The 23,957-nt window shown below is 49.1% G+C and carries 19 protein-coding genes; 14 read left to right on the top strand and 5 right to left on the bottom strand.

The features are described from left to right. The first annotated feature begins 52 nt into the window (after nucleotides 1–52). The 8 genes from hisG to hisIE are packed head-to-tail and all read left to right on the top strand — an operon-like array spanning nucleotide 53 to nucleotide 7,543. The gene (gene hisG, locus H608_RS0105930) at nucleotides 53–913 is read left to right on the top strand and encodes an ATP phosphoribosyltransferase (protein ID WP_028786867.1); all 861 of its coding nucleotides are present in this window, start codon (nucleotides 53–55) and stop codon (nucleotides 911–913) included. After that, entirely contained in the window at nucleotides 913–2,190 is a 1,278-nt protein-coding gene (gene hisD, locus H608_RS0105925) for a histidinol dehydrogenase (RefSeq protein ID WP_245565725.1), read from the top strand. The genes hisG and hisD overlap by 1 nt, the downstream gene beginning before the upstream one ends. 32 nt (nucleotides 2,191–2,222) lie before the next feature. After that, nucleotides 2,223–3,299: a histidinol-phosphate transaminase gene (gene hisC / locus H608_RS0105920; RefSeq protein ID WP_028786865.1), complete on the top strand. Its 1,077-nt coding sequence runs from the start codon at nucleotides 2,223–2,225 to the stop codon at nucleotides 3,297–3,299. Next, a complete protein-coding gene (gene hisB / locus H608_RS0105915; protein WP_028786864.1) occupies nucleotides 3,296–4,435 on the top strand; it encodes a bifunctional histidinol-phosphatase/imidazoleglycerol-phosphate dehydratase HisB in 1,140 nt (379 codons plus the stop codon). The genes hisC and hisB overlap by 4 nt, the downstream gene beginning before the upstream one ends. Beyond that, nucleotides 4,435–5,022: an imidazole glycerol phosphate synthase subunit HisH gene (gene hisH, locus H608_RS0105910; protein ID WP_028786863.1), complete on the top strand. Its 588-nt coding sequence runs from the start codon at nucleotides 4,435–4,437 to the stop codon at nucleotides 5,020–5,022. Before hisB ends, hisH begins: the two co-directional genes overlap by 1 nt. Nucleotides 5,023–5,024: 2 nt before the next feature. After that, nucleotides 5,025–6,155 (top strand): 1-(5-phosphoribosyl)-5-[(5-phosphoribosylamino)methylideneamino]imidazole-4-carboxamide isomerase, encoded by a 1,131-nt coding sequence (gene hisA, locus H608_RS24005; protein ID WP_071836918.1) that lies wholly within the window; start codon nucleotides 5,025–5,027, stop codon nucleotides 6,153–6,155. Then, on the top strand, nucleotides 6,112–6,915 hold the full coding sequence (gene hisF, locus H608_RS0105900; protein WP_425425976.1) for an imidazole glycerol phosphate synthase subunit HisF: 804 nt from the start codon (nucleotides 6,112–6,114) through the stop codon (nucleotides 6,913–6,915). The genes hisA and hisF overlap by 44 nt, the downstream gene beginning before the upstream one ends. A 19-nt stretch (nucleotides 6,916–6,934) precedes the next feature. Further along, the gene (gene hisIE, locus H608_RS0105895) at nucleotides 6,935–7,543 is read left to right on the top strand and encodes a bifunctional phosphoribosyl-AMP cyclohydrolase/phosphoribosyl-ATP diphosphatase HisIE (RefSeq protein WP_028786860.1); all 609 of its coding nucleotides are present in this window, start codon (nucleotides 6,935–6,937) and stop codon (nucleotides 7,541–7,543) included. Between the two features lie 41 nt (nucleotides 7,544–7,584). Here hisIE and H608_RS0105890 read toward each other — a convergent pair whose 3' ends face one another. The 4 genes from H608_RS0105890 to H608_RS0105875 all read right to left on the bottom strand — a co-directional run bounded on the left by H608_RS0105890 (nucleotide 7,585) and on the right by H608_RS0105875 (nucleotide 15,044). Continuing rightward, nucleotides 7,585–10,677, bottom strand: a complete 3,093-nt coding sequence (locus H608_RS0105890; protein WP_081658805.1) for an integrin alpha — start codon at nucleotides 10,675–10,677, stop codon at nucleotides 7,585–7,587. Nucleotides 10,678–11,289: 612 nt separating this feature from the next. Continuing rightward, complete coding sequence (locus H608_RS0105885; protein WP_028786858.1) at nucleotides 11,290–13,104, bottom strand: PAS domain-containing sensor histidine kinase; 1,815 nt, start codon at nucleotides 13,102–13,104, stop codon at nucleotides 11,290–11,292. A 55-nt stretch (nucleotides 13,105–13,159) separates the two neighbouring features. Further along, complete coding sequence (locus H608_RS0105880) at nucleotides 13,160–13,795, bottom strand: response regulator (protein WP_028786857.1); 636 nt, start codon at nucleotides 13,793–13,795, stop codon at nucleotides 13,160–13,162. 241 nt (nucleotides 13,796–14,036) lie between these two features. Further along, a complete protein-coding gene (locus H608_RS0105875) occupies nucleotides 14,037–15,044 on the bottom strand; it encodes a LacI family DNA-binding transcriptional regulator (protein ID WP_028786856.1) in 1,008 nt (335 codons plus the stop codon). A gap of 305 nt (nucleotides 15,045–15,349) precedes the next feature. On the opposite strand from H608_RS0105875, the gene uxuA reads away from it, so the two are divergent. Continuing rightward, complete coding sequence (uxuA, locus tag H608_RS0105870; RefSeq protein ID WP_028786855.1) at nucleotides 15,350–16,525, top strand: mannonate dehydratase; 1,176 nt, start codon at nucleotides 15,350–15,352, stop codon at nucleotides 16,523–16,525. Here the strand turns inward: uxuA and H608_RS0105865 are convergent. After that, a complete protein-coding gene (locus H608_RS0105865; RefSeq protein WP_038007386.1) occupies nucleotides 16,522–16,884 on the bottom strand; it encodes a response regulator in 363 nt (120 codons plus the stop codon). The two genes, uxuA and H608_RS0105865, sit on opposite strands and share 4 nt — an antisense overlap. Before the next feature lie 169 nt (nucleotides 16,885–17,053). Here H608_RS0105865 and H608_RS0105855 point away from each other — a divergent pair, with 169 nt between their 5' ends. From H608_RS0105855 to H608_RS0105835, 5 genes are read left to right on the top strand one after another with little or no spacing between them, the layout of a single operon-like run. Then, nucleotides 17,054–18,517, top strand: a complete 1,464-nt coding sequence (locus H608_RS0105855) for an ATP-binding response regulator (protein ID WP_028786853.1) — start codon at nucleotides 17,054–17,056, stop codon at nucleotides 18,515–18,517. 1 nt (nucleotide 18,518) lies between these two features. Beyond that, a complete protein-coding gene (locus tag H608_RS0105850; RefSeq protein WP_028786852.1) occupies nucleotides 18,519–22,121 on the top strand; it encodes a response regulator in 3,603 nt (1,200 codons plus the stop codon). A gap of 7 nt (nucleotides 22,122–22,128) precedes the next feature. Next, nucleotides 22,129–22,500 carry a response regulator gene (locus H608_RS0105845; RefSeq protein WP_028786851.1) on the top strand — a complete coding sequence of 124 codons (372 nt, stop codon included), beginning with the start codon at nucleotides 22,129–22,131 and terminating at the stop codon, nucleotides 22,498–22,500. 9 nt (nucleotides 22,501–22,509) lie between these two features. After that, entirely contained in the window at nucleotides 22,510–23,343 is an 834-nt protein-coding gene (locus tag H608_RS0105840; protein ID WP_038007382.1) for a CheR family methyltransferase, read from the top strand. Further along, the gene (locus tag H608_RS0105835; protein WP_028786849.1) at nucleotides 23,325–23,918 is read left to right on the top strand and encodes a chemotaxis protein CheB; all 594 of its coding nucleotides are present in this window, start codon (nucleotides 23,325–23,327) and stop codon (nucleotides 23,916–23,918) included. The genes H608_RS0105840 and H608_RS0105835 overlap by 19 nt, the downstream gene beginning before the upstream one ends. The last annotated feature ends 39 nt before the right edge of the window (nucleotides 23,919–23,957 follow it).

The following is a 23,957-nucleotide window of genomic DNA, read 5'->3' as shown; positions in this document are numbered from 1 at the left end:
TTGAAGGCTTACCAGTGGTAAGCCTTTTTTATTTGACCCGTATATCATTTTTATGGAAAAGAAAATTCGCATCGCTATTCAGAAATCAGGACGCCTGCACGACGATTCGATGCGGCTGCTCAAAGAATGTGGCATCGACGCCGGCAACAGCCGTAACCAACTCCGCGTGGCCGCCACCAATTTTCCCGCAGAGATATTTTTTCTCCGCGACGACGATATTCCCGAATACGTGCAGGACGGTGTGGCCGATATTGGCTTCGTTGGTGAAAACGTGGTGCTGGAAAAAAATAAAAAAGTCAACACCGTCGAAAAACTGGGTTTTGGTAAATGCCGGCTCTCTCTCGCCATTCCGGCCAACAAGCGCATCCGCTCCGCTGAAGACCTCGCCGGAAAAAAGATCGCCACCAGTTATCCGCATATTCTCTCCGGCTACCTGAAAAAGAAAAAGATCAAAGCCGATATTCACACCATCAGCGGCTCCGTGGAAATAGCCCCGCGTATCGGACTCGCCGATGCCATCTGCGATCTCGTAAGTTCGGGCAACACGCTTTTCTCCAACGAACTCACCGAATTGGAAACCATCCTGCAGTCAGAAGCGGTGATCATCAGCAATAACGACCTCTCTCCTGCCCTGCAGAAGATCCTGCATAAATTATTGTTCCGTATTCAATCCGTCAAACGTTCGCGCAACAATAAATATGTATTGCTGAACGCACCCAACGAAAAGCTCGATGCTATTTGCGGACTGCTTCCCGGTATGCGCAGCCCCACGGTATTGCCACTCGCAGAACCCGGCTGGAGCTCCGTACATTCCGTGATCACCGAAACCGATTTCTGGAATATCATTGAACAATTGAAACAACAGGGCGCAGAAGGCATCCTGGTTATACCGATCGAAAAAATGATCCTCTGATGATGCGTGTTTACAAATATCCCGCCGCTTCCCGCTGGCCATCTATTTTACAACGTCCCGCGCAACGCGCAGGCAACGTACAGCAAACCGTGGCAACCATCCTCGATGAGGTAAAAACCAACGGCGATAAAGCACTCCAGGTTTATGCACGCAAACTCGACAAATGGGAAGGCGGCAAGTTGGAAATATCCGCTAAAGAAATTCAAGCGGCCGCCAAACAACTTTCACCGGCATTACGCAAAGCCATTAAAACAGCAGCAGCCAATATCACCCGTTTCCACGAGGCACAGCAACTGCGGACCGAGATAATCGAAACGCAACCGGGTATCCGTTGCTGGCGCAAACGCGTGGCCATCGAACGCGTAGGTCTTTACATCCCCGGAGGTTCTGCACCGCTTTTCTCCACCGTATTAATGCTGGGCATTCCCGCACGTATCGCAGGTTGTGAAGAGATCATTCTCTGCACGCCCCCCAATGCGGATGGTACTGTTCATCCTGCCATTCTTTTTGCTGCGCAATGTTGCGGCATCACGCGCATCTTCCGCATCGGTGGCGCGCAGGCCATTGCAGCGATGGCTTATGGTACCAAAAGCGTTCCGCGTGTTTTCAAGATCTTTGGCCCCGGTAACCAATATGTAACAGCCGCCAAACAGCAGTTGCAACAGGTCGCCGCCATCGATATGCCCGCCGGCCCTTCCGAAGTATTGGTAATTGCCGACGAAACAGCCAACGCCGCCTTTGTGGCTGCAGATCTTTTGTCCCAGGCAGAACATGGCCCCGATTCACAAGTGGTGCTGGTGACAACAACGGAACAACTGATCGGGAAAGTAAAGGAAGAACTGGCCATACAATTGCAACAACTGGAACGACGGGATATCACGCGTGAAGCCCTGAAGCAAAGCCGGCTCGTGTTGGTAAAAACATTGGACGAAGCAATGGCCTTGTCCAATTATTACGCACCGGAACATTTGATTCTTGCCTGCGATAAGGCCACCACATTTGCGAATAAAGTGAAGTCTGCCGGTTCGGTTTTCATTGGCCACTATTCACCAGAGTCTGTTGGTGATTATGCAAGCGGCACCAATCACACGTTGCCAACAAGCGGATATGCCGCTATGTACAGCGGCGTCTCAGTAGAAAGTTTTTGCAAGACCATCAGCTTTCAACAGCTCAGCCGAAAAGGACTGGAAGGCATTGCCGGTACGGTGATGACCATGGCAGAAGGCGAAGGATTACAGGCACATAAAGAAGCCGTTGCAATCAGGCTCAACCGTTAATATTCTTTCAACCGTTTTATATTTTATCAGTAATGGACTCTTTTAATCTGGAAAATCTTGTCAGGAATAATATCCGTAAAATGCGGCCCTACTCTTCTGCGCGCCACGAGTTCAGCGGTGAAGCCACCGTTTTTCTCGACGCCAATGAAAACGCATTGGGCAGTCCGCTGCGGTTTGCCGTAAGCCGCGACTCATCACCGCTGAACCGCTATCCGGATCCGCTGCAACATCGCCTCAAAGAACAGATCGCCCGGATTAAAGGCATTTCGCCTTCACGCATTTTCCTGGGCAATGGCAGCGATGAAGCCATCGATCTGTTGTTCCGGATTTTTTGCGAACCGGTTACGGACAACGTGATTATTTGTCCGCCTACCTATGGCATGTATGAAGTGTGTGCTGACATCAATAATGTGAAAGTAAAAGAAGTGCCGCTTCAGTCCGATTACCAACTCGACCTCGAAGCGATTGCAGGATCGATCGATGTGTTTACCAAACTTATTTTTATCTGTTCACCCAACAACCCTACCGGTAACAGCATCTACCGCGAAGACATCGAACTATTGCTGAATAATTTCGATGGCATTGTAGTAGTTGACGAAGCCTATATCAATTATGCACGTCAACGTTCTTTCCTCCCCGAACTAACCGAGTACCCGAATCTGGTTGTATTGCAGACTTTCTCAAAAGCATGGGGGCTTGCAGGATTACGTCTTGGCATGGCCTTCGCATCGGAAGAAGTGATCCACTATTTTAACAAGGTAAAATATCCTTATAACCTTGGCGAGCACACGCAGGCGCTCGCACTCGAAGCTTTACAACAAATGGAACAGATCAACGACTGGACACGTCAGACGGTTGAACAACGCGAATGGCTGGCAAAACAATTGGCTGAACTGCCGGTAACCAAACATGTTTACCCCTCCGATGCCAACTTCCTGCTAGTGGCCATGGACAATGCCGATAAACTATTCAGTTACCTCACCGACACAGGTATCATCGTGCGCAACCGCTCCAAAGTGATCCTTTGCGACAACAGTCTTCGCATCACTGTCGGTACACCGGAAGAAAACCAACAACTACTCAACGCCTTAAAAGCATATAACGCATGAAAAAAATATTGTTCATCGATCGTGACGGTACTCTATTGAAAGAAGCACCACCGGATTACCAGGTAGATAGCTGGGAAAAGCTGGCCTTCTATCCGGATATGTTTACCTGGATGCGCCGCATTGCCCTGGAACTGGATTTTGAACTCGTAATGGTTACCAACCAGGACGGCTTAGGTACGGATAGTTTTCCTGAAAACACCTTCTGGCCTATTCATGAATTTGTGATGCAAAGCCTGGTCAACGAAGACATTCATTTCAGCGCGGTTCATATCGATAAAAGCTTTCCCGCCGACAACCTGCCTACCCGCAAGCCCGGCACCGGCATGCTAACTTCATACCTGGATAACCCCGGCTACGATATTCCCGGATCGTTTGTGATCGGCGATCGCATCACCGATGTACAACTCGCCAAAAATCTGGGTTGTAAAGCCATCTGGCTCAACAATGATCCCAACCTGGGCGCGGCAGAAGTAAACGATGACAACAACGCGTTACAGCCGTTCATCGAACTGGAAACATCGAGCTGGAAAGCCATCTATGAAAGATTGCGGCTGGGTCGTCGCGTAGCGGAGCACCGCCGCAATACACAGGAAACAAAAATCTATGTGCGCATCGACCTCGATGGCAGCGGACGTTCAGCTATCAGCACCGGTTTACCATTCTTCGATCACATGCTGGATCAATTGAGCCGCCACAGCGGAATGGACCTCACCATTCACACCAAAGGTGATCTCGAGATCGATGAACATCATACCATAGAAGATACGGCTATTGCTTTAGGCGAAACGCTGGCCAAAGCATTGGGCGACAAAAAAGGAATAGGCCGTTACGGTTTCACGTTGCCGATGGACGATTGCCTGGCACAGGTAGCACTCGACTTCAGCGGCCGCGCCTGGCTGGTCTGGGAGGCGGAATTCAAAAGAGAAAAGATCGGTGAAATGCCAACCGAAATGTTTTACCATTTCTTTAAATCATTCAGCGATGCCAGCCGCTCCAATCTGAATATTAAAGCAGAGGGGACAAACGAGCACCACAAGATCGAATCGATTTTCAAAGCACTGGCGCGCAGTGTGCGGCAAGCCATCCGCCGCGATGTGGACTACATGCAACTGCCCAGTACAAAAGGAACACTCTGATGAATATTGTTATTATAAAATACAATGCCGGCAATACGCAATCCGTGCTTTTTGCACTGGAGCGTATTGGCGCGCAGGCAACGGTTACGGATGACGAATCCCTGATTCGCAGCGCCGACCGTGTGATCTTTCCCGGCGTAGGTGAAGCGGCTACAGCCATGCAATATCTCCGCGAAAAAGGTTTGGATAAAGTAATCCCCACCCTGACACAACCGGTATTAGGCATTTGCCTCGGCATGCAATTGCTTTGCGCGCATTCGGAAGAAAGAGACACACCCTGCCTCAATATCATCCCGGTAACCGTACAAAAATTCAGCACAGCCAACGAATTGAAAGTGCCACAGATCGGCTGGAACACGATTCATCATCTGCGTTCACCGCTTTTCAATGACGTACCTGATAACAGTTATATCTACAATGTGCACGGCTACTACGCGCCTGAAAGCGCTTACGCCATCGCTCTTTGCGATTATGGCATACGTTACGCCGCCGCCCTTAACAAAGACAATTTCTACGGCATACAATTTCACGCAGAAAAAAGCGCCGCTACCGGCGAACAGATATTGAAGAACTTTTTATCCCTCTGAACATGAACGTACAGGTTGCTAAACTAGATGATGTATGGCCGTTAAGGCAGGAAGTAATGTATCCGGAACTGCCCATCGACGCGGTAAAGCTGCCCGATGATGCAGCAGGTTCACATTTTGGCATATATGAAGACAACCAGTTGCTCTCCGTTGTATCCGTATTTGAACGCAATGGTGAAATGCAATTCCGCAAACTCGCCACGCGCCGCGATAAACAGGGAAAAGGACTTGCCTGGATACTGCTGCAGCACGTGTTGAAATTGGCGGAACAGAAAAAAGTAACCCGTCTCTGGTGTAATGCGCGCCTCAGCGCCACCGGCCTGTATAAGAAAATGGGGCTGCAGCAGAGCGGAGCGCCCTGGAATAATCTCGGTCATGAGTTTGTAGTGATGGAAAGAAAATGGCGAACACAAAAGATGGAGATCATCCCTGCTATCGACATCATAGATGGTAAATGCGTAAGGCTGACGCAAGGTGACTACGAACAGAAAAAAGTATACAATGAACATCCGCTGGAAGTAGCACGTGCGTTTGAAGACGCGGGCTTAAAACGGCTGCATCTCGTTGACCTCGATGGCGCCAAAGCCAAAACAGTTAAAAACTGGAAAGTGCTGGAGGCCATCGCCGGCAAAACCAATCTGAGCATCGACTTCGGTGGCGGCATTGCCGAACTGGCAGATGTGCAGATTGTATTCAATTCCGGCGCGCACTATGCAACCGTCGGCAGCATTGCCGTAAAAAAGGAAGAAGAGTTTGCCCGTTGGTTGCTCGCATTTGGCGCGAACCGTTTTTTATTGGGAGCTGATGTAAAAGAAAAAAAGATCGCGATACACGGATGGCTGGAACAGACGGATATCGATGTAAAAGATTTTATCCGGAAATACCAGCAACGTGGTGTGCAGCAAGTATTCTGTACCGATGTAAGCAAGGACGGAAAACTGGAAGGACCATCGATTGAACTTTACAAAGAGATCATTGGTGAATTTCCGTCGCTGCATTTTATTGCGAGCGGCGGTGTGTCTTCGGCGGCCGACCTCGATGCCCTGCTGGAAGCAGGTTGTAAAGGTGTGATCATCGGAAAAGCAATTTATGAAAACCGGATCAGCCTGGCTGATCTTCAACGATACAATTGATATGCTGACCAAACGCATTATCCCGTGCCTGGATATAAAAGACGGGCGCACGGTGAAAGGGACCAATTTCGTGAACCTGCGCGATGCCGGAGATCCGGTAGAGCTTGGAGCTTTGTATGCCGCGGCTGGTGCCGACGAACTGGTGTTTCTCGATATTACAGCCACGGTAGAAAAACGCAGAACCTTGAGCGAACTCGTAAGAAAGATCGCGCGGGAGATCAATATTCCTTTTACCGTGGGCGGTGGCATCAGCAGTACCGATGAAGTGAGCCTGTTACTGGATCACGGTGCCGATAAGATTTCCGTTAATACGGCTGCTTTTAAAAATCCGGCTTTGATTTCGGCTATCGCCGATCGCTTCGGGAGTCAGTGTGTGGTGCTGGCCATCGACACCCGGCAGGAAGATGACGGCAATTGGTATGTGTATTTGCAAGGAGGGCGCACACGTACGCCGGTTCTTTGCCGTGACTGGGCAATAGAGGCCTGCCGCCTTGGTGCCGGTGAAATATTGCTAACATCGATGAACCACGATGGTACCAAACAGGGTTTCGCCTGTGAACTGACGGCTGAGATCGCCTCATCCGTATCTGTGCCGGTAATCGCCAGTGGTGGTGCAGGAACCGAAGCACATTTCGCAGAAGCTTTTACCAAAGGAAAAGCAGACGCCGCGTTGGCCGCCAGCATTTTTCACTTCCGTGAAATACAAATACCTGATCTTAAAAATTATCTTCGCCGCGAAGGAATTTCCGTGCGGCTCTGAATTAAAACTATTTAAACAAATGAACCCTGATTTTACCAAATACGCCGATGGACTGATGCCTGCCGTTGTACAAGACGTCAACTCCGGCAAGGTACTGATGCTCGGTTTTATGAACCAGGAAGCGCTTGATCAAACACGCACGGAAGGCAAAGTATGCTTTTTCAGCAGGAGCAAACAAAGGCTGTGGACCAAAGGCGAAACTTCGGGCAATTTCTTGTTGATGAAAGATATACTCCTCGATTGTGATCAGGATACTTTACTGATAAAAGCTGTTCCGGTCGGGCCTGTTTGTCATACCGGCGCGGATACTTGTTTCGAAGAAGCCAACCCCTCCTTTTCTCTTCAACAACTGGAAAATATCATCACGGACCGTTTGGCGAATCCCGATGAATCATCTTATACAACAAAGCTTTTTCAGAAAGGCATCAATAAAGTAGCACAGAAAGTAGGTGAAGAAGCGGTGGAACTGGTGATTGAAAGCAAAGACGATAATAAGGAATTGTTCCTCGGCGAAGCGGCTGATCTGCTGTATCACTACCTCATCCTGTTGCAGGCGAAACAATTCAAACTCGACGATGTGTTGCGGGTGCTGGCTGCAAGACATAAAGAAAAACAAAGGGGAACATAAGAATATGTCCCCCTAAGGCTTCATCCTGTGTAGTTGATCACTCAATTAATCAAAACCCGCACCGTTTTAAAGCGACTTTGTGTTTTGTCATAGATGTTGAGCCAATAGATGCCCGGAGTCAGCGATGCTGCCTGCGGAATAGTTTCCACCTGGTCGTGCTGGGTTACGTTCACTTGTCGTGTGAGCAACTCCTGACCTACACTATTGTGAAGTTTTAAGGTATACGATCCTTGTTCCAATCCCGTCATCTTCACGCGCATAGGCGCAGCTTTCAGCGGGTTGGGTGATACGATCACATCGCCCGGTACTTTCTCATTGAAGCGTACCATTACGATGTTGGAATAGGTATAGCGTGCGTCGTTGTCTTTTATTTTCAGGCGATAATAGTTTACGCCCATGTACGGGAATTTATCCGGGTACAGGTATTCATTGCGTTGTTCTCCTCTCGCAAATACCATCGCGATCGATTGGAAGTCCACACCATTGATACTGCGTTCCAGTTCATACCCGTTGAGGTTCATTTCGTGTGTTGACGTCCAATTCAGGTTTACAATTTTACCATTGATAGCGCCTTCAAATTCGAGCAACGAAGCCGGCAAGGTGATGTTACAATTGGTTGCAGTAAAAGTGTAAGATTTACCAAGGCCATTGTTATCGGCAGCAAAGCTGGTAAGTGTACCAAGCGTGGCGCCCAGATTCAGCAGGCCCGCACCAAAATCCAGTGAATTGCTCGAGCCGCCGATCAGCGCTCTCGAAGGTTTTGTTGGTCCCATTACGAAACCGGCATCAGATACGCTTTTGCCGATCATGGCCGTTGCGTTCACACCCAGCGTTGGCGAGGTTTCGCTGAATAACGACCAGGCCGGTGTGGTAGAATAAGTTCCTCCCGCATTACCATAATAGATGTAAGCAGATCCGCCCACTACATCTGTATTGACCAGTCCAACGGCGGTGGAGAGTGGCTCACCTACCACGAGGTCGGCAAAACCGTCGCAGTTGGCATCGCGCATGTTATCAAAGCTGCTTGCATACAACAATGACAGGTTAAGATTCTGTCCGCTGAGGATAGAAAGAATACTTGTTGAACGAGGAGAAGAAAGTACCTGGCTGGATGCAACGGGATTGGTAAATGCGCCGGTTCTGCGTGCGAATACATGCAGTTGCCCTGCTTTCACCTGGAGGTTTAACACTTGTGGCAATACACTTCCTGTGGGTGCACCCACAAGAATATTACCTGTGCGTGATCCGCTTTTATATTTTGCTCCTTTAACCTGGTAGCCAAAAAGGTTGGCTGCGTTGCTGAGAACTCCGCTGGTATTGGCCTGCAAACGTGCGACAGATGTTGTATTGATATCGGTACCTGTTCCGCTGTAAACATAAGCAGTGCCTGCCAGTACCTGGCCGCTGAGGATATCGAGCACCGTCTGTACCAACCCGCCAACACCGGCCGTCAATGCGCCGAGGTTTACACCCGCCGGAGCGCCTACTACCACGTCTTTGTGACCGTTGTTATCGAAATCGCCGGCACCATCAACACTAAAGCCAAACAGCAATCCATCTATTTGTCCGTTCAACACACCGGACAACAGCGGACCAGCTACTACCCAAAGTGTGCCACCTACAATAGGCACTGCCTGCACGAGTGAACCAACTGCTCCGTATAAACCAAGCAGCGAACCCGTTGGAGGTTCCAGTGAGCGGATAGTGGAAAACGTATTGCCTGCATCGCTCATGAAGACGAATGCGCCGCCTGTTTTGATTGAAGCTGCACCGTTGATGCGCGCGTAGGTTGGCGCACCTACGACGATTTCTCCTTTGCCGTCGCCGTTCATGTCTTCGGCTACTGCCATAGAGAAGCCAAATAATGGATTAATGGTTACCGTTGTGCTGTTGAAAAGACTACCGCCCGTGAGGTTGATACTTAAAAGCGGACTGGGATTGGTGCCGGTAAGCGGGCCACCCTGGTAAATATAAATTTTACCGACAGTTGCATTCACGACAGTACTGCCACCGACATTCACACTTGCCTGATCCAGTGGTGCGCTGATCAGCAGGTCATTTATACCGTCGCCGGTTACATCACCAGCGGTAATACTGAAACCAAACAGGCCGCCCGAAATAACAGTATTTGGTTGGAGTGTTTTGCTTGGTGCTGTAGGCAGACCGGTAGCTGATCCGAAATACAGGAACACAGCGCCGACGGAAACAAGGCTGCCGGAACCTGAAATAACATCGGCCATGGCAGGTGCGCTGATGGCCACGTCATCAAAACCATCGCCATTAACGTCGCCCACGCCTGCCACGGTGAAACCATATAAGGCCTGCACCTGCAGTGCGAGGCCGTTAAGCAGACCGGGCAGGACACCATCGGCAGAAGTAGCCCATTCCGAAGAATGGTTTAAGGGGTCTATCGTTACAGGATAAGTTGCGTCGCGGTCATCAACCCACAAAGTGAGTTTATTGCTGCGATCGTCGTAATACATTTTTGCCTTCAATTTTTTGTGATTCGCATCCCATACCACGAGATCATCATAAGCCATCTTGATGTCGTCGGTATTAGCGGGTGAATGAAAGAAAATTCGTCCATCACCTGCTGTGCGTACACCGAGGCTTGATTCTACTTCCATCTGCACTTCCAATCCGGAAGTAGCAGAGGAAGGACGGGAAGGAATAATAAAATTTTGTCGAAGGCCTTTCTTTTCGTGCACATACTCCACCATCATATTGGTATACGTATATGTCACTTTATTCTCGCCTGTCAAAGCTGGTTCTTTCAGTAATGAACCCGTGTTCAATACACGGAATCCTACTTGCCAGTAAGCTGCTTTGCCGGCTGTCATTTGTTTTACCGCATAACCTTTTTCGTCGATGCGGAAAGCCAATTGGTTATTAAGATTGACCGCGGCGTAAGTACCGCTGGCAGGAGAAGCAAATGCGATGGATGAATTTTCAAGATGTGTAACGGCATGTCCATACCAATCTTCCGAAGCAGATGCGGGTAATTTTTTGTCTTTTTTCGGGGGTTGAACAGCAGAAGGAGTTGTAGTTAAAAACGGTGACAGCTCTTGCGCGTCCACTTGTGATAGCAACGTGAACAGGCACAAGCAAACCATTGGGTAAAACTTGCGTTTCATAAATCGGGATTTTGAGTGATCAATAGATAAACAGGATTTCGAAAAAACACATGGTCTTTAGCCATGACTTGCCGGAGAAAGAAAGGGGCATGCGAGTTCCTTCAGTGAGGACCATAAAGATATACTACGGCCGGATAAGGGTACTGGCAGTTGACTTAATTCACAGACAAGGGTCAGGGTTGGCTCAGGCTATTGGGAGGTCTTTTGATAAGATATCGGTGGGTGAAGCTTCATAACAAATGTAGGATGGTACAGACGCGAAGACGTACCCTGATCAATCCAACAGATACCCTTAAACGGTCAATCTGTTTTTCTTAACAATAAATAATAGATGGAAGGTGTAAGGCGTAAGGAGGAAGGTGTAAGGTATAGGGTATAAGGTATAAGGTATAGGGTATAAGATGTAAGGCCTAAGTTGAAAGGTTCAAACAGCCGCCCGACACTTCGGGCATAAGTAGTAAGTCCTGCGTTTTAGGACGGGCTTACTTTATAGAAAGTACCCGCCCCGTGGTTCGTGTATACACGAACCATGGCATTGGATTGACCTATTGACTTATTCACTTATTCACGATTGACGCCCCTTCGAGAACCTCAGGGAGCGCTATTGACAATTCACTTGTATTCCCAGGGGATCTCCACACTGATCGTGGTGCCTTTGCCGGGCGCACTTTCAATGCTGTAATTACCGCCCATCATGCCGGCTCTTTCTTTCATGCCGAGGATGCCGTAGGTTTTGGAATGTTTGAGGCGTGAAGTATCCATGCCATTTCCATCATCGGTAATGTTCATGGCGATAGCTCCGTCGTGGTAAACAATCGTTACCACTACATGCGAAGCCTGCGCGTGGCGCGCTACGTTGGTGAGGGATTCCTGCAGTATGCGGAATAATGCGATGCGGATGCCATCCGGGAGTTCCGTATCAGGTATGTTTGAATCAAAATGCGTTTGCACACCACTGCGCTTTTCAAATTCTTTGAGGTGCCATTCCATTGCCGCGGAAAGACCGAGATCGTCCAGCAGGCTTGGGCGCAGTTCGGAAGCAATACGGCGGATACTGCCTACGGTTTCTTTCAACACATCCAGCAGTCCTTCCATTTTCTGCCGCACCAACGGACTCTCGGATTTGATTTCTGAAATCAACCAGGTGATTTCCATTTTCATCACCGTTACCTGTTGCCCGAGTTCGTCATGTATTTCACGGGCAATGGATTTGCGTTCTTCCTCACGTACCTGGTGCAGGTGATCACTGAGTTCCCGGATGGTACGGTAAGAATGCTCGAGTTCCTGCTGCGCTTCGCGTTGTTCGGTGATATTAACCATTGAACCGATCATGCGGACGGGTTCATTATGTTCGTCGAAAATAATATACCCCCTGTCGAAGATCGTCACATAACTGCCATCGGATTTAATGAAGCGGTATTCGGCCGTCCATATTTTGTCGCGGTTGATTACAGCCTGACGGATGCCGGCTGTAACACGTTCGCGGTCCTGCGGATGAATACAACTTTCCCAGAAGGAAATATGCTGATGGGTAATATTGCGTTCATAACCCAACATGGAGAAGAAGTTGTCATTCCAGGTGAGCTGTCCTGTTGCAAGCTCCCAATCCCAGATCACATCGTTCGTCGCTTTCATTACCAGGCCGTATAGTTCGCCGGCTTTCACCAGTTCTTCAATGATGCGTTTCTCTTTGGAAATATCGATCATCAGTCCTTTGAGCACCGTAGGACGGCCATCGGCTCTTTCCACGCTCACGATATCGCGCAGCCATACGGAGCGGCCGTCAGCCGCTATCATGCGGTAGGTAAATTCATAGTAATTGGTTACCTGCGAACGCGAGTGACAATAATTAATCACCCATTCGCGGTCATCGGGATGAATATGATCTTCCCAGAAATGGGATTCGTCCAACCAGGAGGACAACGGATAGCCTAACATTTTTTCCGCATGCCGGCTGACACAGCGAAAACGGTCGGCATCGGCTTCCATTTCCCATACAATACCATCTATGCTGTTGACCAATATGCGGTAATTGTCCTGCAGGCGGCTGCTTTCGAGCCGGGCCTCTTTGTCTTCCGTGATATCCTGCAGTACCAACAACCAGCCATCTTCCACCGCCCTTGCGGTAATCTTCAGCCAGATGGCGGATGGTTGCAGAAATTGTTCCCAGGTGCAGGTAGTACCAGGCGTGGTGATTGTACCGAGCTGAGCCGGTAAAGGCTCCGGTTGTCCGAGGTAACTATTAAGAAAGAAAACGGAGTTATCAGTTGTAAATGCCGAGGTCAGTTTTTGCGCTTCTGCATTCATCCATTTGAATGAACCGTCAAAGCCAACAAGGATAACCGCTTCAGGAAGTTGCTGAAGAATATCGGAAATAAAAACTGCGTCGGGTTGCATGATGCCCGCTGACCATTCACGATCCGCCATGTGTAAAGATTGATTAGGATGTCACACATCCATCCGGCTGATTAACACGGATGGTTCAGAGTCCATGGGCATTGATAAAGTTAACCAGCGAAGCAGTGTTGCGCAGGTTAAGCTTCTTGAGAATATTATAACGGTGAACTTCAACAGTTTTCAGAGAAATGTCCAGCTTCACGGCTATTTCCTTGGAAGAAAAACCATCCTTGATAAACTGAATGATGTCCAGCTCGCGGCGGGAGAGATTGTTCATGTCGGGTTGTCCCGGCTCGTCCTGGATCTCCTGCTGTGCAAGAATGTTTTTTACTTCTTCGCAAATATATTTTTTGCCGTTGTATACTTCGATGATCGCATGGATCATTTCTTCTTTGGATGAGTTTTTGGTAACATAGCCCATCGCTCCAAGCTGGATCAGCCGCTTGGCGTATGCAGGCATGCTGTGCATGGATACACCAATCACGCGCGAACCAGGTGACAATTTACGGATCTGCTTGGTGGCATCGAATCCGTTCATCGGACTCATGTTCACATCCATCAGCACAATATCGGGGCGGGTATTCCTGGAGATCTCCACGGCTTCTTCACCGCTGCCGGTAGAATCTACGACTTCAAAGCGGTCATCACTGTTAAGGATAAATGACCAGGAGTCGCGTATTAATTTGTGATCGTCAACAAGCAGTATAGTAATTTTTTCCATTTGGATATAGGGCTTATACGTTTCAGGATAGGTTTGTGTGGTCAAAAGTAAATGAAAAATACCTTAACAAGATTCAAAGCAACGACGACTGATGAAAGAAAGACAGGTGTAAGTGTTTTTACCTACAAAGTTTTACGATTTCATCTATCGTATTTTTACTTACTCCCTAATATAGTGATTTAATGGAAATTACCCATTAAAAAAGACGGTTTTCCCTCTTTTTTTTATTTGCGGTAAATGCCTAACGCGCCGTTGAGCGCCGCCATTCAAGGTGTGAAGGCAATACTCTTTTTTGTTCCCCCGGCAACAATTTTTTGCCTTCGATCAAGCGAAAAAGGATGCCGGCGGCTTCCTTCCCGATCTCATAGGCGGGTTGCACAACCGTTGTCAGCGGCGGGTTAAAGAGTGAAGCGACCGTCAGATTGGAGAAACCTGCCACACAAAGATCTTCCGGTATGTTCAATTCCATTTCTGCACACACTTCATAGGTGTCCACCGCCAGTTTCTCCACCGCCGCAAATACCGCATCGGGCCGTTGCGGACCGCTCAGGATTTTTTTCAATTGCTCACGGCTGTGGTCATCGGCAGCACTGCATTCCACAATAATGGATAAATGCTCCTTCCCTTTTTCTTTCAATGCCTGCAGATAACCATCCTGCCGGTGACGGCTGATGGAAAGATTACCGGCCATGGTAAGAAAAGCGATGCGTTCGCAACCGCTTTCGAGCAACCGGCGACAGGTCTGATAAGCCAATAATTTTTCGTCGGTGATCACCCGTGGCGCATCGATCTCATCCACTACCCGATCAAAAAATACAATGGGCAGTTCAGCTTCGCGGCAGGCTTCAAGATGGGGATAGGATTCAGCTTCGGTAACGGAGATCAGTAGTCCGTCTGCGCGTCCGTTTTGCAGCAACTGCACTACTTCGCGTTCCTGTTTACTGTTTTCATGCGTCAGGTAAATAAGTACATGATACCCTTTTTCCTGCGCCACCAGCTCGATGCCATTTATTGCCTGTGAAAAAAAGTTATTGCGGATCTCGGGCACTACCACTGCTATGGTGCGGCTTTTGGCCTGGCGGAGACTGCTGGCATGTGGGTTGGGACGAAACCCATATTTATCTGCCAGCGCTTTTACCCTCGCCTTGGTAGCAGCACTGATCTCGTGGCTGTCCCGCAGCGCTCTCGACACCGTCGACACGGCGAGATTGAGTTCCCGCGCCAGTTTTTTAAGATCAGTTCCAGCCATATCCGCAAAAATAACTATTCATCGGCTCGCAAACGTTTTCGCAAAAAAATCGACGGCCATTAATGTTTACTGTTCTTTTTGCTGCAACTTGCGGCAAGAGTGAATGGTCAATCGTGAATCGTCAATCGTGAATGGTCAATCGTGAATAAAACAGCCAGGCGATTAATTAAAACTTAATACTTATGCCCGAAGTGTCGGGCGGCTGTTTTAACCTTACGCCTTACGCCTTAGGCCGAAGCTTCGGCCCGAAGTGTCGGGCCCTACGCCTTAAACCTATAACCTAAAACTTAATACTCAATACTCCCATGTACCGCTTTCAACAAACAATGCGCTGGTTCGGACCGAATGACCCTGTAAGTCTCCAGGATATACGCCAGGCCGGATGCACGGGCATTGTATCCGCTCTCCATCATATTCCCAACGGACAAGTATGGACAAAAGAGGAAATTCTCAAACGCAAAGAAGAAATTGAAGCGGCAGGACTCTTATGGTCAGTAGTAGAAAGTATCCCCGTACACGAAGGCATCAAAACCCGCACGGGCAATTTTGAAGAATACATCATTAATTATAAGGAAAGCATCCGCAACCTGGCCGCCTGCGATATCCGCATCGTTACCTACAACTTCATGCCCGTGCTCGACTGGACGCGCACCGATCTCTCCTTCACCTGTGCCGATGGCAGCAAAGCTTTGCGTTTTGAACGCCTGGCTTATGTTGCTTTTGATGCACTCATGCTCCAGCGCCCGGGCTCAAAAGAAGAATACAGCGAAGAAGAATTGAAAAAAGCTGCCGATTACCTCGGTCAGCTAAGCGACGAAGACCGCCAGCAATTGCAACGCAACATTATTGCCGGCTTACCCGGCAGCGAAGAAAGCTTCACGCTGGCGCAATTCCAGCAGGCGCTCGATACTTACAAAGGCATTGACGCGGCCGGTTTACAACGAAACCTTATTGCGTTCCTCGGCGAGATTGCACCGGTTGCCGAACAGGAAGGCGTACTGCTGGCTATTCATCCCGACGACCCTCCTTATCCCATGTTCGGTCTGCCACGCGTGGTGAGCACACCCGGTCAGGTTTCCGCTTTGTTCAGCGCCGTTCCCTCGTCTTCCAACGGTCTTTGTTTTTGCACAGGTTCCTTCGGCGTTCGTGCAGATAATGATCTGCCCGCGATGGTGCACCAGTTTGGCGACCGTATTCATTTCGTTCACCTCCGCAGTACGCTGCGCGATGAGGAAGGCAATTTCTTCGAAGCCGACCATCTCGAAGGCGACGTTGATATGTATGAAGTGGTAAAGGCGCTGGTAGAGGTGATGCAAAAACAGGCAACCAACATTCCCATGCGTCCCGATCATGGCCACCAGATGCTCGACGACCTGAAAAAGAAAACGAACCCCGGCTACTCGGCTATCGGACGTTTACGTGGATTGGCAGAAATTCGCGGATTGGAGTTGGGCATCCGCAGAAACTTGCACGCTGATTAATTGGCCTGCGTAGCATTCAGCACGATCTGCTCCAGTTCCGCAATATCGAAAGGTTTCTGCAGCGCGTAATCTGCGCCCGCTTCCTGGGCCAGTTCCTGTATATTATTATTAGCGGTAAATAAAATCACCGGCACTCCCTTGTGTATGGGAGATCCTTTTACGATCTGTATCGCTTTTACCCCGCCGATGTCGGGGATCCAGTTGTCCATCAGGATCACATCCGGACTATGCGTGTCAATATCCTCGAGTATGCCGTTGCAGTTGTCTTTATTGATCACTTCAAAATTCCGCGCAGCGAGAATAATACTGCATACTTCCAGCAAATCCTTATCGTCGTCGTAAATAATGATTTTTTTCACGCGGTAAATATATGACAGAAGTTTTTCTTAATTTAAAGTCTCCGTCTGCCTTCGTTATTTTCCATAAACTGTTGTTTTTCTGTTCGGGTACAGAATTTGTAGGGCTAAATCCTTATTTTTATGCACTATGCTGCTAGCCTCAAAAAAAAATACACCGTAAAGGATCAGCATGATACTTATTGTCGATGACAAAGCGGAGAATATTTACTCACTGAAGGCCCTCCTCTCCATCCACTCCTTTCCCGTAGATACGGCAACAAGCGGTGAAGAGGCCCTCAAAAAAATACTGGCCAACTCGTATGCCCTCATCATCCTGGACGTTCAGATGCCGGGGATGGACGGTTTTGAGGTGGCTGAGATTTTATCGGGCTACAGCAAGTCGAAGGATATTCCCATTATCTTTCTTACGGCCGTTAACACTGATAAAAAATACATTACCCGGGGATATTCCTCGGGCGGGGTCGATTATATTACCAAACCCATCGATCCGGATATCCTGCTGCTTAAGGTGAAAACACTTTACCGGCTGTACGAGCAAAGCCGCCAGATGCAGGAAATGCATATCGACCTCGTGCAGGAAGTAGAAAACAGGAAGAAGGCAAAAAGGGAAGCCGACGAAAAAGCCGCCGAGTTCCGCTCCATTCTTGAGTCCATTCCACAGATCGCTTTTACCACTACGGCCGAAGGCGCCCTCGAATACAACAATACCCGTTGGCTCGACTATGCCGGCAGTGCCGGTGAATTCCCCCCTGTTCATGAGGAAGACGAAGATTTCCGCACCGCTCTGCTCCGCCAGATACCACGGGGTTTGCCCATCGAAATGGAGGCCCGCATCCGCCGCCGCGATGGGGGCGACTGGCGCTATCATCTCGTTCGCGTAATGCCGGTGAGAGAAAATGATAAAGTGGTGAAATGGGCCGGCACCTTTACCGACATCGAAGACCAGAAGCAGGCCGTGCAGAAAAAAGACGAATTCATCAGCATCGCCAGCCACGAACTGAAAACACCACTGACCAGCATCAAGGCTTACCTGCAGTTGCTGCAACGCGAAGCAATCGATAAAAACCCCTTGTCGCTTTATATCGATCGCACACTTACACAGGTTAAGAAACTCGACGGACTGATCGCCGAGTTACTCGATATTTCAAAACTCGAAAGCGGCAAACTGGTTTTCGACCAGACGACTTTTGATTTCGAATCCATGCTCACCACGCAGATCGAAATGTTCAAGCGCAGCTATCCCGATTACCTGATTGAACGGACAGGATTTGTACCAGTGCCCGTCTACGGCAACGAATCACGCCTGGACCAGGTAGTGACCAACTTCATCAACAACGCTATCAAGTATTCACCCGATGAACGCAAAGTGATCGTGGATGCGCGGGTGAAGGACAATGAACTCTGGCTTTCCGTTACCGACTTCGGTATCGGCATTTCGGATGTCGATCAGAAAAAACTGTTCAACAAATTTTACCGCGCGCCGCAAGCCGTGTCGAGTTTCCAGGGAATGGGAATCGGTTTGTATATCTGTGCTGAAATCATCCGGCGTCACGGCGGGCAGTATGGTGTGAACAGCGAACCGGGCAAAGGATCGACATTCTATTTTTCTATTCCGCTTAAAAAAGAAGCTTAATATGCCAACCAGCCACACGCGACGTACACTAACCGTGGGTTTCGGAATCTCACTCGCAATCCTGCTGCTGACTTCAGTAGCCTCCTTCATCAGCATCCGCAACCTTATTTATAGTGCCGGCGAGGTTAATCATACCAATACGGTATTGAAAGAACTGGAAAACGTGATTTCCTACACCAAGGATGCTGAAACCGGGCAGCGAGGCTACCTGCTCACCGGCGACTCCTCCTTTCTGACACCCTACTTCGGTGCACACGAAAGAACACAGGCATCACTCGATACGGTGAGAAGCCTGACGTCTGATAACCCCATACAACAGCGACGTGTGACAGATCTCGCCGCTATCATTACCGCGAGATTTGATTACCTGAATCGTTCGATCGTAATCAAACAAGCCGATGCTAATCAACTACGTTTAGGTAAAGCCGAAATGGACCGTGCACGCCGGCTGGTGATCCAGATGCAGGAAACAGAACAACAATTACTGATTCAACGAACAGATTCCGTACAGCGGTTCTCGGCTTTCACACCGGTACTGATCATTATTGCCGCATTGATCGCCGTGTTTACCACTGTTTACTTTTACCGAAAAGTCAGTGAAAGCTTCAGGCGTCAACGCGAGCTTACCCTGGAATTGCAGGCGAAAGACAAGGATATCACCACCCGTATCGACATCATCCAAGCACTGGCTGCACAAATTTCCAAAGGTGATTATAAAATACGTCTGAATGAAGAACAAAGCGACGGGCTCGGAAATCTTTCCTTCTCGCTGAATATGATGGCTGCGTCACTCGATCATTCCTTTACATTATTGGAAGACAAAGAATGGTTGCAGACAGGTTCCATGCAATTAAGTGAAAAAATGGCCGGTGAAAAAACAGTGATCGATCTCACCAGCGAAATACTGAATCATCTGGCGTCTTATACCAATGCACAGGCCGGCGCTTTTTATTTATTGGAAGAAAATGTGCTCACCTTCCAGAATGGTTATGCTGTAAAAGCCGATTCGATCCGGAATAAGATTGAATCCGGCAACGGCGTTACCGGACAGGCCGCTGAAAGCAAACGCACCGTTTTAGCTACTGACATACGGGAAGAAGATTTTGTGATCACCTTCGGGTTGGGCGAAGTCCGCCCCCGCAGCATTGTGGCCTTCCCGGTTATTTTCGAAGGCAGTGTAAAAGGTGTGATCGAACTCGGCGCATTCAACGACTTCACCGAACGCGACCTCCAATTGTTCAATACCATCGCGGAACCGGTAGGCATCGCACTCAATACCGCGCAGAGCCGCGCACGCCTGCAGGAATTGCTGGAAGAAACACAGGCGCAGTCTGAAGAGTTGCAAGCGCAACACAGCGAATTGGAAAACCTCAATACCGAACTCGAAGCGCAAGCTGAAAAACTCCAGGCTTCCGAAGAAGAACTCAAAGTGCAGCAGGAAGAGTTAATGGAAACCAACAGCGAACTGCAGGAACGTTCCAAATTACTGGAAGAGAAAAACGACCTCATTCTCCAGCGCAACCTCGAGATACAAAAGAAATCGGAAGAGCTTGCCCTGAGCGCCCGCTACAAGTCGGAGTTCCTCGCCAACATGTCGCACGAACTGCGCACGCCGCTCAACTCGATCCTCCTGCTCTCCCGTTTACTTGGTGAAAACAACGATGCCAATCTCAAACCTGAACAGGTTGAGTTTGCCAACGTCATTCAAAGCTCAGGCAACAGCCTGCTCATGCTCATCGACGATATCCTCGACCTGTCCAAGATCGAGTCGGGCAAAATGGAACTGGAATATGAAATGGTCCCCGTCAGCGAAATTGCGCGCGATATGCAGATGATGTTTGAACCAATGGCCCGTGAAAAAGGCGTTGAGTTCCGCATCGTGCGCGAGCAACGCGCGCCGGAGGAAATCGAAACCGATAAACTCCGCCTCGAGCAGATCATCAAAAACCTTATTTCCAACGCCATCAAGTTTACTGAAAAAGGCTCCGTGGAACTCGCTTTCTCCGCACCGGAAGAACTCAAAGGTTATCTCAACATCCGCGTAACCGATACGGGCATTGGCATTCCGCAGGAAAAACAATTACTCATCTTCGAAGCATTCCAGCAGGCCGATGGTTCCACCCGTCGCAAATACGGTGGCACTGGTCTCGGTCTGTCGATCAGCCGTCAACTGGCGCTGCTGCTGCGCGGCGATATCACTTTAACCAGCGAACATGGCAAGGGAAGTACGTTTATTCTTTCCATCCCTGTAAATCCCTCAACCGCGGAACAGGAGGAACCATTGGCACAATTACTTCCTGCCATCGAAACGGAAACAACCGAGCCGGAGGCCAACCTGCCCGAGCCGTATGAATTTATTGCCGGTCATATTCCGGCCGATATGCCCGATGACCGGGATGAAGTACAACCCGGCGACAAAGTGATGCTGATCGTGGAAGACGATACCGGTTTTGCACATGCACTGGTCGACTTTACCAGACGTAAAGGATACAAAGCCATCGTGGCCGTACGTGGCGACCATGGTGTAGAACTAGCACGCCGCTACCTGCCCGCAGGTATTCTGCTCGACATTCAGTTACCGGTCAAAAGCGGATGGGAAGTAATGGAAGAATTGAAAAAAGACAAACTCACCCGTCACATACCGGTGCATATCATGTCCTCCCATTCGGTAAAAAAACAAAGCATCAGCCTGGGAGCGATCGACTTCATCAACAAACCCGTTGCGCTCGATCAGATGAATTCGGTTTTTGAAAAAATCGAATACTACCTGAATAAAGACAACAAGCAGGTATTGATCATCGAAGACAATACCAAACATGCCGAGGCGCTCTCCTACTTCCTCAGCACACACAATATCAGCGCCCGGATATCTGCCAACATTGAAGAGGGCCTGGAAACGCTGCAGCAGAAAGAAGCGGATTGTGTGATCCTGGACATGGGCGTGCCTGACATGAATGCTTATTCAACGCTGGAAAGCCTGAAAAAAAATAAAGGACTCGAACACCTTCCCGTCATCATTTTCACAGGAAAAAGTTTGTCGCGCGGCGAAGAAATGCGTATCAAACAATATGCAGATTCGATTGTAGTAAAAACGGCGCACTCCTACCGCCGGATATTGGATGAAGTGTCCATTTTCCTGCATCTGATGGAAGAACACAAGAAAAAAGAAGGCGGTGCCCCTCCGAGGATGAAGCCATTGGCAGAAATATTGAAGGGACGTAAAGTACTGATGGCAGATGATGATGTGAGAAATATTTTCTCCCTCACACGCGTGCTGGAGCAGCACCAGATGCAGGTAGTGCCGGCCATTAACGGCAAGGAAGCGCTGGAATTGCTGAAGCGCGAGAAAGACATCGATATTGTGCTGATGGATATGATGATGCCTGAAATGGATGGTTATGAAACGATCAGCAAGATCAGGGCAAACAGTGTCTGGAAAAAACTGCCCGTCATCGCCATCACGGCCAAGGCCATGGCCGGCGACCGCGAAAAATGCATACAGGCCGGTGCCGACGATTACATTTCAAAACCCGTAGATATGGACCAGCTTGTATCCCTGCTGCGCATCTGGCTCTACGATCATTCAGCCAAAAGGAACAACTAACTACACTATGAGTAACCGTAAGATCCTCATCATCGATGATGACGCTAAGAACATTTTTGCACTGACAGCCACGCTCCGTTCGCGGGGTTACGAAAGTTCATCCGCCACCAGCGCAGAGGAGGGCATCCGGATGGCCGCCGCCGATCCGCTGACAGGTATCATATTGCTGGACATGATGATGCCCGGCACCGACGGATACCAGGCTTTGCGGATGATACGCAGCCACGAACAATTGCAAAAACTGCCCGTCATTGCCGTAACGGCGCAGGCAATGAAAGGCGATAAAGAAAAATGTCTCGAGGCCGGTGCCGATGATTATATTTCAAAACCGATAGACGTTGACCGCCTGATGGAAAGGCTCGCGCATTTTCTGGCGTGATGAATAAAAATGGAACCAACGAAGACCATATTTCTTTCGGATGAAGATATCGAGCTGCTGATAAACGATATGGCAGTTACCTATGGATACGACTTCTCCGATTACTCCAAAGCTTCGTTCAAAAGAAGGATCGAACGGCTACTCATGATCGATCACCTGTCGAGCTTCGCCGAGTTGCGTTACCGCATCCTGCATGACGAAAGTTATTTTCAACATGTGGTGGAAGAGATCAGCGTTACCGTAACCGAAATGCTGCGCGATCCGGGCTTTTACCGTATTTTAAGGGACACCGTGGTGCCGCTGCTGGCCACTTACCCTTTTATCAAAGTATGGCATGCAGGATGCGCCACCGGTGAAGAAGTTTATTCCATGGCGATCCTGCTGCAGGAAGCCGGGTTATTACACAAAACTTTATTGTATGCCACGGACATGAATCCTGCCGCGCTTGCCAAAGCCCGCAGTGGTATTTTTCCGCTGTCGCAGATGCAGCAATATTCAAAGAACTATGTAGCTTCCGGCGGTACACGCGATTTTTCCTCCTATTATACGGCAAGCTATCACCTGGCACAATTCGATCCCGCGCTCAGCGAAAAAATGATCTTTGCCACACATAATCTTGTTACGGATTTTTCGTTCAACTCATTCCAGCTGATTCTTTGCCGGAATGTGCTGATCTATTTTAATAAAAAACTGCAGGACCGGGTACTCAGTTTGTTTGATGAAAGCCTGGAGGCCAACGGTTTTCTGGCCCTGGGCACGAAAGAGTCGATTCGCTTTTCCTCGGTTGCACCGAAATACAAACAGATAGCCGGTAAGGAGAAATTATGGAAAAAGGTAAAATGACCTACCCTGCCTCGCTCGTAGCGATCGGCGGTTCCGCCGGCAGCCTGCAGGTGATACTCACCCTGCTGGATACCATCAATGCAGGATTCAGCATTCCTGTGTTACTCGTCCTTCACCGCGATCCGCAGGGGGAATCAAGACTCGAAGAGTTGCTCTCCTTCCGCTCCCACCTGGTGGTGAAGGAAGTGGAAGACAAAGACATTGTAGAACGTGGTCATCTTTATCTCTGTCCCGCAGATTATCATGTGCTGATCGAAGACGATGGCAGTTTCTCGCTCGATTATTCCGAAAAAGAACATTTTAGCCGCCCAAGTATCGACCTGGCCTTCCGCGCGGCCGCCGATGTGTACAAAGAAAAATTAGTCGGCATCCTGCTCTCCGGTGCCAATGCCGACGGAGCAGCCGGTCTCCGTTATATCAAGGAAAGAAAAGGCACTACCGTTGTGCAGCAACCGGCCGATGCGCTGGTCCGTTATATGCCCGACCAGGCACTGCAACAATCCTCCGCCGATTTTATCCTTACCGGTGCAGAACTCACCCATTTTCTCCAGCGACTTTATTATGTGTCTCCCTGAATGGAAGGCATGATTTTAGACTGAAATGTTTACCGTTAA

Source organism: Terrimonas ferruginea DSM 30193 (assembly GCF_000425585.1).
In the GTDB taxonomy this organism is placed as follows: domain Bacteria; phylum Bacteroidota; class Bacteroidia; order Chitinophagales; family Chitinophagaceae; genus Terrimonas; species Terrimonas ferruginea.
Note: the sequence above shows the minus strand (reverse complement) of the source record. Positions and strands in the feature narration are given on the sequence as shown.